The organism is Rhodovibrio sodomensis (genome assembly GCF_016583645.1).
In the GTDB taxonomy this organism is placed as follows: Bacteria; Pseudomonadota; Alphaproteobacteria; order Kiloniellales; family Rhodovibrionaceae; genus Rhodovibrio; species Rhodovibrio sodomensis.
Window position 1 is genome coordinate 1 of record NZ_NRRL01000154.1, and the last position, 9797, is coordinate 9797.

9 protein-coding genes and 1 pseudogene are annotated in these 9797 nt (G+C 61.4%); 6 read left to right on the forward strand and 4 right to left on the reverse strand.

The features are described from left to right. The first annotated feature begins 115 nt into the window (after positions 1-115). Positions 116-724, forward strand: a complete 609-nt coding sequence (locus CKO28_RS25145) for a recombinase zinc beta ribbon domain-containing protein (protein WP_207168926.1) — start codon at positions 116-118, stop codon at positions 722-724. A gap of 654 nt (positions 725-1378) precedes the next feature. Here the strand turns inward: CKO28_RS25145 and CKO28_RS29495 are convergent. Then, positions 1379-1738 carry a TraR/DksA C4-type zinc finger protein gene (locus tag CKO28_RS29495; RefSeq protein WP_367575760.1) on the reverse strand — a complete coding sequence of 120 codons (360 nt, stop codon included), beginning with the start codon at positions 1736-1738 and terminating at the stop codon, positions 1379-1381. Positions 1739-1900: 162 nt separating this feature from the next. On the opposite strand from CKO28_RS29495, the gene CKO28_RS25155 reads away from it, so the two are divergent. The 3 genes from CKO28_RS25155 to CKO28_RS25165 all read left to right on the forward strand — a co-directional run bounded on the left by CKO28_RS25155 (position 1901) and on the right by CKO28_RS25165 (position 5120). Next, positions 1901-2467 (forward strand): recombinase family protein, encoded by a 567-nt coding sequence (locus CKO28_RS25155; protein ID WP_200343758.1) that lies wholly within the window; start codon positions 1901-1903, stop codon positions 2465-2467. A gap of 211 nt (positions 2468-2678) precedes the next feature. Continuing rightward, positions 2679-3347, forward strand: a complete 669-nt coding sequence (locus CKO28_RS25160) for a hypothetical protein (RefSeq protein ID WP_200343760.1) — start codon at positions 2679-2681, stop codon at positions 3345-3347. A gap of 414 nt (positions 3348-3761) precedes the next feature. Then, positions 3762-5120, forward strand: a complete 1359-nt coding sequence (locus tag CKO28_RS25165; RefSeq protein WP_200343762.1) for a hypothetical protein — start codon at positions 3762-3764, stop codon at positions 5118-5120. A gap of 294 nt (positions 5121-5414) precedes the next feature. Here the strand turns inward: CKO28_RS25165 and CKO28_RS25170 are convergent, their stop codons facing one another. Further along, on the reverse strand, positions 5415-5849 hold the full coding sequence (locus CKO28_RS25170) for a type IIL restriction-modification enzyme MmeI (protein WP_200343764.1): 435 nt from the start codon (positions 5847-5849) through the stop codon (positions 5415-5417). Between the two features lie 208 nt (positions 5850-6057). Here CKO28_RS25170 and CKO28_RS25175 point away from each other — a divergent pair, with 208 nt between their 5' ends. Next, entirely contained in the window at positions 6058-7338 is a 1281-nt protein-coding gene (locus CKO28_RS25175; protein WP_200343766.1) for a reverse transcriptase domain-containing protein, read from the forward strand. 18 nt (positions 7339-7356) lie between these two features. Beyond that, positions 7357-7623, forward strand: a pseudogene (locus CKO28_RS25180) (S1 family serine peptidase); the annotation flags it as partial. A 352-nt stretch (positions 7624-7975) separates the two neighbouring features. Here the strand turns inward: CKO28_RS25180 and CKO28_RS25185 are convergent. After that, entirely contained in the window at positions 7976-8164 is a 189-nt protein-coding gene (locus CKO28_RS25185) for a YjzC family protein (RefSeq protein ID WP_200343770.1), read from the reverse strand. Between the two features lie 646 nt (positions 8165-8810). Then, positions 8811-9605, reverse strand: a complete 795-nt coding sequence (locus CKO28_RS25190) for a magnesium chelatase domain-containing protein (protein ID WP_200343772.1) — start codon at positions 9603-9605, stop codon at positions 8811-8813. Positions 9606-9797 lie beyond the last annotated feature (192 nt).

Genomic DNA, 9797 nt, shown 5'->3' on the forward strand with positions numbered 1-9797 from the left:
CCTGAAGGTCTCCAACGCCGACATGGCCACCCTCGACATCACCGGCGATTCCTTCCATCCCGAGTGGAACTACACCATCAAACCAAGGCCAACGAAAACGTAGCGATTATCGTCGGTGGCGTCCTTAGCGAACCTAGCGCGGTGCCCGCATTGCGGATCAGCCATGACGCGGGTGACCAAGGGGAGCGGTGCGAAGGCTGGGAAGCCCTACCTTGTCTGTGTGAAGGCAAAAGGCGGGGCGGGCTGCACCTACCGCGCCGTGACCCTGGCCGATGTAGAGCGCGCCATAGTGGATGATGCAGACTTCCTCGTCGGCACGGCCACCTCGGGGGACCATGACCTTGACGGCCAGCTAGAGGCCCTTGAGGGTACCCTGGACGCCATCCGGGAGCAGATCGGGAATGTGGTCGAGGCCCTTAGCCACGGGGCGTCAGCGGCCCTCAGCGAGCGGTTACGGGCGCTTGAAGCGGAAGCGGACGCGAAAGAGGCTGAGCGCGTCACGTTGCTTGAGCGTGTCGAGGCCGCCTACAAGCCGTTCGTTGAACAACGACTAGGCGAGCTTGAGACTGCTCTACATGCCGACCCTATTGACAAACAGGCGGCCAATGCGGCCATGCGGCGGTTATTCGAGCGGGTGACCGTGGACTACCCGCGCGGCAAGCTGGTGTTCGCCTGGAAGAACGGCGCGGTGTCTGAGATTGTTTTCGCCTTCCCTGACACCTGACCGACGTGTGTGACCTTCGCAAGCCGTAGGAGCGGCGGATGGGACCCATCAAGACCAGGGTGGGGGGCGGAGGACCCCCGGATGTTTGGCGCAAATTTGCGAGGGCCAACTTGACTGATTGTAGATCGGAGCTTCCCCCGTACCCCATGGGTGTTTCCTGGCGAGCGACACGGTGGGGTCGAGTAGGCCACCGGGGGGCCACCTACCTCCACCCAGCGGGACTGCCCGTGCTGGCCAAATGCGGGCCGCTGAGGTGCCGCTGAGGGGGTGAGGGCTAAAGGGCTACCTTGGAGGGGAGCGGGCGCCTGAGGGGCTGCGACCGGCTTCCAGGGATGGTAGGTAGGGTAGACCAAGCGAGGGGGATGCGATGCGGTGGATTGTGGTGCTGGCCGCACTGGTGGTGACCGGGTGTGGCAGTGTGAAGGTGAGCGAGCGGGAGCTACCAGCGGGGACCTATCGGCTGGAGTATCAGCCTGGAGGTGTCGAGGCGCGGGCGCCGGTTATGAACGCGCTGGAGACCAGGGCGGACGAAGTGTGCCCCGCTGGGTGGACCAAGGTGCGACAGGGGAAGACCGGGGAGCGCGTGTACGAGGTGTTCTGGGTGGTCGAGTGCGCTGGAGGTGAGGTGTAGCCCGCCTTACGCTTGCGGTTAGCCTATCGACGCCAGCTACCGCGATCACGCTTCCAAGCCTCTCGGTCTCCCCAAGGCTCGGCACTGCGCCGGTTGGGCTGACCAATCGGATCGTCGTCAGCGCAGACAACACAAAGCCTCGTCGTAGGGACGGCTTCTAAGCGGCGTTCCGGGATTGTCCTGCCGCACTGGGTGCAGGCGACCTTCTGTGGAGTTTCCACGACGCGGCCTTCGCCACCGCAGACGCTACATCGGAACCGGGCTTGCGTGCGCGGTCCTGACTTAGCCGTGCCACTGATCTGCGCTCGACGCCCGCATGAGGCACACTCGACTACCAGCCGCGCCACCACCCGTTCCTCCAAGCTCGCCTTCGCGGCGACCATAGCACGATTTGGCGGAAACAAGCGCGTCTCACAGGGCAAGCTCTAGCGGGACGTCCGCTCCGGCACCCGGATGCGTCTCACTGAAAATAACGCTGGCATTTTGAGACGACCTGGGGTAAACGTCTAAGACCTCAGTGAGACGTTCAGCCCCGGAGACCCGCCATGCTCATCGGATACGCCCGTACCTCGACCCTCGACCAGAAGGCCAGCATCGCCGCCCAAGAGCGCGACCTTGCCGCGACCGGCTGTGACAAGGTGTTCACCGAGGAGGTGTCCAGTGTGGACACCAAGGCCCGCGAACAGCTTGACGCTGCGCTCGACTACTGCCGCGACGGCGACACCCTGGTTGTGACGAAGCTCGACCGGTTGGCCCGCTCGGTTGGTCACCTGTCGGACATCGTGAAGCACCTGGAAGCCAAGGGCGCGAACCTGCGTATCCTGGACATGGGCCTCGACACCAGCGGGGCGACCGGGAAGCTGATGCTTAACGTGCTGGGCAGCATCGCCCAGTTTGAGCGCGAGATCATGCTGGAACGCCAGCGGGAAGGGATCGAGAAGGCGCGGCGCGAGGGCAAGTACAAGGGCCGGAAGCCTACGGCGCGCGCCAAAGCGGACGAAGTGTTGAACCTGAAGCGAGATGGCGTCGGACCGGCTGAGATTGCTAGGCGCGTGGGGATCGGGCGTGCGTCTGTCTATCGCATCCTGGAGGACGCGGCGAAGGTCGGGTGACCGGAAAAGTGCAGTGCAGTCGACTGCACCTTCATGGCCCTTGTGAGCCGGAGTAAACGGGCGGCGGCTATTTAGGGCATCGCTTCAGCCTGAACGTACACATTCAGCCCGAAGCTACGTCTGCCGGGCAAGAGGTTTGCTATAACCCTGCCAACAGTTTCTGCGCTCCTGTGTCATAGGGAGCGGAGACTAGCTTTCGAGGATTATCAAAATGAACTGCCGCACGTCCGGCTGCGAGCGACCGCGCTCCGGCCACAGCCCCTATTGCCACGCCCACCGTCAACGCCAGCGGCGACACGGCGCACCCGACCAACCGACCGTCACCGTCGCGAAGATCAGGCCGCTGAAAGCCGAAGTCTGCCGGTGGCTCGACCGCCGAAGCGACCCGACCGCCTGGGCCAAGGTGGAAGCCCGCTGGAACGTCCTGCTCGACCATGCCCGCTACCACCTTGCCGAACACGACCGAGGGCGCCCCACCGTGCGCTGGAAGGATGACGTCATGCGCTCCGTAGTCGCCGTTGCGAACGACGCCAAGCCCCGCGACATCATCGCGACCGTCTGTGCCGTGGTCCTGCTGCGTCACCGGGAGCCGAGCCTGTTCAAGTCAGACCGTGCGTTCCTGTTTCAGCTTGCTCGACTGTTCCGCGCCCTGACCGACCAGCACGCTGGCGAGTGGTACAACCACGAGACCGGCAAGAACCATCGCGTCTACCTAACCCCACCAGCACGGTCCTCGGAACTCCTCGGCCAAGCCCTGATGGACACCCTCGGGGCCGTGGGCCTCTACATCGCCAAGGACATCGACCGCGCTAGGGCCGCCCAGGAACGCGAGAAGGCCGATCTCTGGGCCGCGCTTGGCTCCGGCGAAAGGCCAGCCTGACCGGCGACCGGACGACGGCCCAGGAAACCCCGGAAATGCCTCTTGCTTTGGCGGGGGGAAGCGGAAGTGTTACGATGTAGGGGGCGGTCCGATCCCGGCAGCTACATTTAGTGGGCGCGACATGCTCACATGATACAACCTGAATACGTCCAGCTTGCCACGGCCCTGATCCAGCTTTGGATCATCTACGCGGTCGGGAAGCGGTGACCTCGGGGGCTAGGAGGGGCAACCCTCTGGCCCCTTTTCTCTGTCCTGCTGCCAGTTTCCGGGCCGCGGAGGTGCCTCTGACGGTCTCCCCGCTACCAACCTAGCCGCCACCCCAGTAGCCCCTCCAAGGGCCGCATTTCGCCAATCCTGAGTAGACGGGGCGCTCACCTGATGCTGCCCGCGTCCGACAACTGAAAGCCCACCGTCGTGGACACCGACACCCCGAATACAGCCCCGATTGCCGACGACGGGACCGCTGCCCTCCGGGGCGACCAATCCGATCGGCACAAACCCTACAACCCGTCCCGACGCGCTCGCACCGCAGACGCCAAGGACCTGATCGCCAAGGTGATCCGCACCGCAGACGAAGCGGCCTTTCGGCTGGGTCTCCGACAGCGCGCCCACCGTGCCGACGCGCGGCCCCTCTACGAGCAGACCATTGAGGCGATCATCAGCGACGTCGCCTATCGCTATCTTACCGAAGACCACCCGAAGGTCGCGATCAGCGTGTCCAAGACCTTCCTCGCCAACCGGTGTCGCTACCGCCCGGCCACCTACGGCCAACAGGTGCGCCCCATCGTGGACCTTCTGGCCAATCCCAGTGTCGGCATCCTCGAAGTCGAACGCGGCGAACGGGGCCGACCCAGCCCCTTCGCGAACGGCGGAACGGGCCTGAAGCGCACGACCATCGCCGCCGGTCCTGCGCTGGTCGACCTACTGGACGAAGCTGGCCTGGACGCCAGCGACTTCGGGAAGAGCGGTGGCTACCAGGAAGTCATCGAACTGCGCGACCGGGGAGAGGACTTCTGGGACAAGAGCGAACGGATCGACTACCCCGACACACCCGAGACCATCCGCTACCGAGCGGAAGTGACGGCGATCAACCAATGGCTCGCTAGCGCCGACCTTGCGTTCCACGATCCGGACCCTTGGCGTTACCCCGAGGTAGACACCAGCGACCGCGCTCTGCGCCGCATCTTCGCCCGTGGTCGGTTCGACCAGGGGGGTCGCCTCTACGGTGGCTTCTGGCAGCCGCTCAAGTCTGAAGACCGGCTCAAGGGCCTCCGGATCGACGGAGAGCGGGTTGCCTCGCTGGACTTCGGCCAGATGAACCCAAGGCTGCTATACGCGAAAGTGCAGTCGACTGCACCTGACTGGGATGTCTACCGAGTGCCGCGCCTGGAGGGCTACCGGGAGACCGTCAAGGCGGTGTTCAACGCGGCCATCGCGGCGGACAAGCGGTTTGAGAGGTTCCCCAAGGATAGCCGGAAGGGGCTACCGAAGTCCTGGAAGGTGACGGAGGTGATCGAGACCATCGAGGAAGCCCACCCGGCCATCGCCCACCGCCTGTTCCAAGGTGAGGGGCTCGGTCTTCAGTTCACCGAGAGCAACATCTTGGTCAGGGTGATGCTGACGCTGAAGGACCGAGGGATCACGGCCCTGCCGATCCACGACGCCATCGTGGTTGCCCGTTCGAAGGCCGAGGAAGCGAAGGACGTGATGGAGGAGGTCTTCGAGGTGACCGCCAACATGCCAGGGATCGTAAAGGTGGAGACCGACGGCTGAGAGAGGAGGTTTACGTTCCTTCCGTCCTACCTAGAGGAAGGCCTTTTGGTAGCAGGTGATAGGTAGGTAACGATGGGTCCTTCATGGGGAGGGAACCAAGGGGAGAGCTACCCAACTGACTACCTACCGAACTCTATTATGTAGGGTAGGTAACACGCCTCTTACGTGCCGTTAACACGGTGATTTCGACTTCCTGTATACGTGCAGTAGGGCTGCACCTGACTTGCACGATGGTATAGCTCTACTGCACCCACGCGGGCCATAGAGAAGCTCCGAAAGTGCAGTTGACTGCACCTACTCGGCAGCCGCCTTCGCCAATCCTCCGGCCTTCTCCCGGCGCTCCTCATTCAGCTTCATAAGCCGCGCCAGGGCATCCTCATCGCTAATGTCCTCAGGCCACCCGTACGCCGCAGCGACCGCCCGGTCCAACTCCCGGTGGGCATTGTCGAGCCACGTTGGCCGCTCGTTGTAGAGCTTCGTGAGCGTCCGCTTCTTCAACTCCTTCTTCGCTTTCTCGCTTACCGGGAGGATCCTGTCGGCATACCCTTCGACCACCTCCGGTTCCCGTTTCACAGTCCTACGGGCTTCAACACGCCTCGCGCTGGTGGTTAAGTTTTTGTGGCTCAGCCCCGACGCGGTCTCCGTATTAGCCCTCGGCCTATCAAGCCCTGAGAGGCATACCGCTACGAAGTCGGCTTTGCGGATACGAGCGAACAGGAAGTCAGCCACTCTCGGTTGCGCACATGCTCGAATCGGACGCCCGGTTGAAACTCAGTTACACTGTTGATACACGCTCACCAGCGGGGTTTCCCTTCGCATACGCGCTGTCGTAACCGCGGCGTAAGATGAAACGTCTGCACATATCGTGCACGCTGGCCAATGGTCTTTGTGGCTCCGGCGTGATTGGAAGGGAAACCCCGTGCCAGATTGGGCTTCGATGTTCGGCAAGACTGTCCACATCTCAATTCCTCCCGAACTCGCTGACGAGGCGTCCCTCCTCACTTATCTGGGCCTCGGCGCAGATGAGTTAAAAAAAATTCGGTACTATCGGGCGAGCATGTACCACAATTTTCCTATCGGGACTGACGGTCGCAAACGTCGAATTATCAACGCACCGGATGCGCGACTAAAATTCCTACAACGTAGAATTTCGGATAAACTCGCCGATATTTACCGGCGCCGCAATCCGGTTCACGGGTTTGTGGCTGAACGATCAGTCAAGACCAATGCGCTGGCTCACATGCGGCGCAAGTACGTCGTCAATATAGATCTAGCAAATTTCTTCCCGACGATTTCTCAAAATCGTGTCGAGGGTATGTTATTATCATTAAACCTCGACGCTAGCGTCGCTCAAATCATCGGTATTATATGTTGCAACAAGGGGATACTTCCACAAGGTGCCCCAAGCAGCCCTCTGTTGTCGAATATGATTTGCTTCAAGCTTGACAAGGGACTGATGAATTTCTCCAAAGAGGCCCGTTGTATTTACACACGATATGCAGACGATCTAACATTTTCGAGTTTCCATCCACCAGCAGCTCTTTTCGAAACTGCACCGCCGCCAGCAGGACGCTTATCCTCAGAGCAATTGGCATCGCAACTTCGACGCCTGATTATCCAGAACGGTTTTTCCATCAATGAGCGGAAATTGCACTACGCGGACCGAGATTCACGCCGCCTAGTTACCGGTCTTAAAATCAATCAGATTTTGAATGTCGATCGGCGTTACGTTCGAAATATCCGAGCAGCGCTGTTCTCAGTCGAGCGTAACGGGATTAAAGGTGCGGAAAAAACGTATCATAAAGAGCACGGGGGTCGCGGAAGCCTTGCAGAACATCTTCGGGGGAAAATTTCATTTTTGTCCCATATAAAAGGTCAACATGATCCCGTTGTACGCGGCCTAGCAATCCGCTTCAATCAATGTTTCCCGCATTGGCCGATTACGGTCACGCCAACGAAAAACGAAGTCCGTGACCGGGCTGTGTGGGTTGTTGAGAATGAAACGAGCAGTCAGGGCACTGCTTTCTTCCTTAGAGGGGTGGGCCTCGTAACAGCCGCGCACTGCGTTGAAGGCGTAAACGAGGTCGATATTTTCCACCCGTCGAAGCCGTCGAATAAATTCAAAGCAAAGATCTTCAAGCGAGAGCCACATCTAGACCTTGCAGTTCTATCGCACGCAATCCCAGAAAACGAGTACTTTGAGCTTTCCAAGAGTTAGCGTGAAGCCGCCGTTGACCAGCGAATGACGGCTTTGGGATATCCAAAATGGGCGCCGGGCGACAGGCTAAATACGAGACCAGGCGTTGTCACCACGATCACGGTGAAGAGTGCCGTCTCCCTCATTGAGGTGAGCCAAATGTTGACTCAAGGTATGTCGGGTGGACCGTTACTGGATGACAATGATGCCGTCGCCGGTATTATTCACAAAGGTGGTCCAGAGGAAGGTAGGGACTTTGCTGTACACATCAAAGAACTTGAAAAATGGCTCAAAATAAGGTTGTGACAGGTCATAAGCCGAACAGTTGGAAGGAGTTGTGTAGGGATTTAGCGCGACAGCACGAACAAATGAACATGCGCCCCCATGAAATCGGCGTTAGCGAGTTCTTGGCCGCGTTCTGAATATACTTCGTTATAGGATTAAAATTCGTCTTTTCAAGCGTGGTGTGTTCAGGTGGAGTCATATCCAAGCGGTGCGTACGACGGGATGCTAGGCGGCGGCTAGGGGAGAGAAAAGTGCAGTCAGCTGCACCCACGCCCGTGGGGTGGCCTCTTGCCGTAGCCCTCATGGTATCGCCCGCACCGATGTGGGGGTGGAGAGAGGCCCCACCCCCACTGGAATGATAGCGGCGTAGAACCTACCGCTTTCGGTGTTTGGTCGGGTCGACCAACCGATAGCCCTCCCCCTTTTTCGGGGTTGGAGGCATTGGTTCGCCCCTAGTCACGGTGCGCTCGATTCCAGACGAGCCACCTTTCGGGCCGATCCGCTCATACTGGCCGGAGGTCGGAGCCTTTTGGCCCGGCTTCAGGGGTTTCTTCTGTGCCATCTCAACTACTCCGCGGCTTCAACGAGGTAAGGTCCCGACGGGGGCAGTTCGGCTGGATCGGCAGCCGGAACTGTCGGGTGGCGCTTCCCAGTGTTCACCTCAGAGACACGCCCAGCGTTGAGCCCGAAGTAGGCAGCGATGTCCTGCTGAAGATCGCCCCTAGCGATCATTCCTCTGATTAGGGCCGCTTCACTTTCGGTGGGGACCCTGTTCGTTCGCGTCGGTGTCATTGGTCACTCCTATGACCATCAAGGGCCTTCCTTTCTTGACACCGGCGAACGGCCACGAGTACGCATTGTGAGCAAGCTGCGTAGCGGTCGTTCCCGGCGGGTCTGCGAAGGCCCGTTTCAGACCCGTTACGAACAGAGGCGATCTGGAGTTGCTGCTCCAGGTCGCCTTTTTTTGTTCGCGACATCTAAGGTATGGTATCGAGTCCGGTGTTATGTCAATGCCCACACTTGGCTCGGATAGCTAGATGTAAGCAATGTAGACACGCTGTCGCCTACATCTGGTAGGCAAGTTACCGGTGGCGAGCATTAAATGCCCTGTGTACCATCTATGCGGGTGCTCCGCTGAAACTGTATCTGCAAAGGTGGCTTCGTTCTACTCCTCGCTCCACCAAATAACGCCGAGTCGGAACGGAAAGCTACCGAGTCGCGATCCCAATCGCATGGGCGTGATGCCGGGTGGAAAACCGGTTTTTCCACTGGAAACGCGGAGATCGTTTGGGGTCTTGCGTCCCCACCATCAAGAGGTTGTGGCCGCCCGCCGCCGCGACCTCGAGCGCCCGCTTGGCGCTTTCCTGTCCCTTGATGTCGTGCAGGTCGGGCGCGGCCGGATCGGCCTCCGCGATCCGCGGCGTGGGCGCGGGGAGCAGCTGGCTGCCCTTGAAGTGGTTGATCAGCGCGATCAGGGACTCCGGCGCCAGCACCTCCAGCCCGTCCGCCCAGGCGGCCTCGCCGCCTTGGGCGGACGGGCAGATCAGGCCGCGCTCCCGGTCCAGGGCGTGGATCGCCGCCGGCAGCACGCCCGCGACCGGAGCCAGCCGGCCGTCCAGGCTGAGCTCGCCCAAGGCGGCGTAGCCGGCCAGCTCCTCCCCCGGCAGCACGCCCAGCGCGATCAACAGCGCGAGCGCGATCGGCAGGTCGAAGTGGCTGCCTTCCTTCTGCAAATCGGCCGGGGCCAGGTTGACGGTGATCCGCTTGGGCGGCAGCGCCAGGCCGAGCGCGCCCAGGGCGGCGCGCACCCGCTCCCGGCTCTCGCCGACCGCCTTGTCGGCGAGCCCGACGACCTGGAAGCTGGGCAGGCCGCCGCCGGTGGTGACCTGGACGTCGACATCCACGACCTCGATGCCCTGGAACGCCACCGTGCTGACCCGCGCGACCTGGCCGCGCGCGGTCCCGACCGGGCCGCCGCCCGACTGTTGGCCTGCTTCGCTCACCCGCCCGGACCCACCTTCGCGCGCTCCGCTCGACCGCGCCCGTGATCGCCAACAGACGATCGTGTGCTTACCCTGCACCGATTACGCGATCCGACGCGCCCGGTCACGCGTTTTCGTGCCGGCGGGCGGGGCGGGCGGTCGGCAAGGCCGGGCCGTGGGATCGCGCGCCGCCGCCGGGGTGGCCGTGTGGGC

Bases quoted from the DNA above. Each gene is read 5' to 3' on its own strand.
- CKO28_RS29495 (WP_367575760.1), bottom strand. From the start codon at position 1,738: ATGGTCGCCGCGAAGGCGAGCTTGGAGGAACGGGTGGTGGCGCGGCTG.
- CKO28_RS25155 (WP_200343758.1), top strand. From the start codon at position 1,901: ATGCTCATCGGATACGCCCGTACCTCGACCCTCGACCAGAAGGCCAGC.
- CKO28_RS25160 (WP_200343760.1), top strand. From the start codon at position 2,679: ATGAACTGCCGCACGTCCGGCTGCGAGCGACCGCGCTCCGGCCACAGC.
- CKO28_RS25175 (WP_200343766.1), top strand. From the start codon at position 6,058: ATGTTCGGCAAGACTGTCCACATCTCAATTCCTCCCGAACTCGCTGAC.
- CKO28_RS25185 (WP_200343770.1), bottom strand. From the start codon at position 8,164: ATGGCACAGAAGAAACCCCTGAAGCCGGGCCAAAAGGCTCCGACCTCC.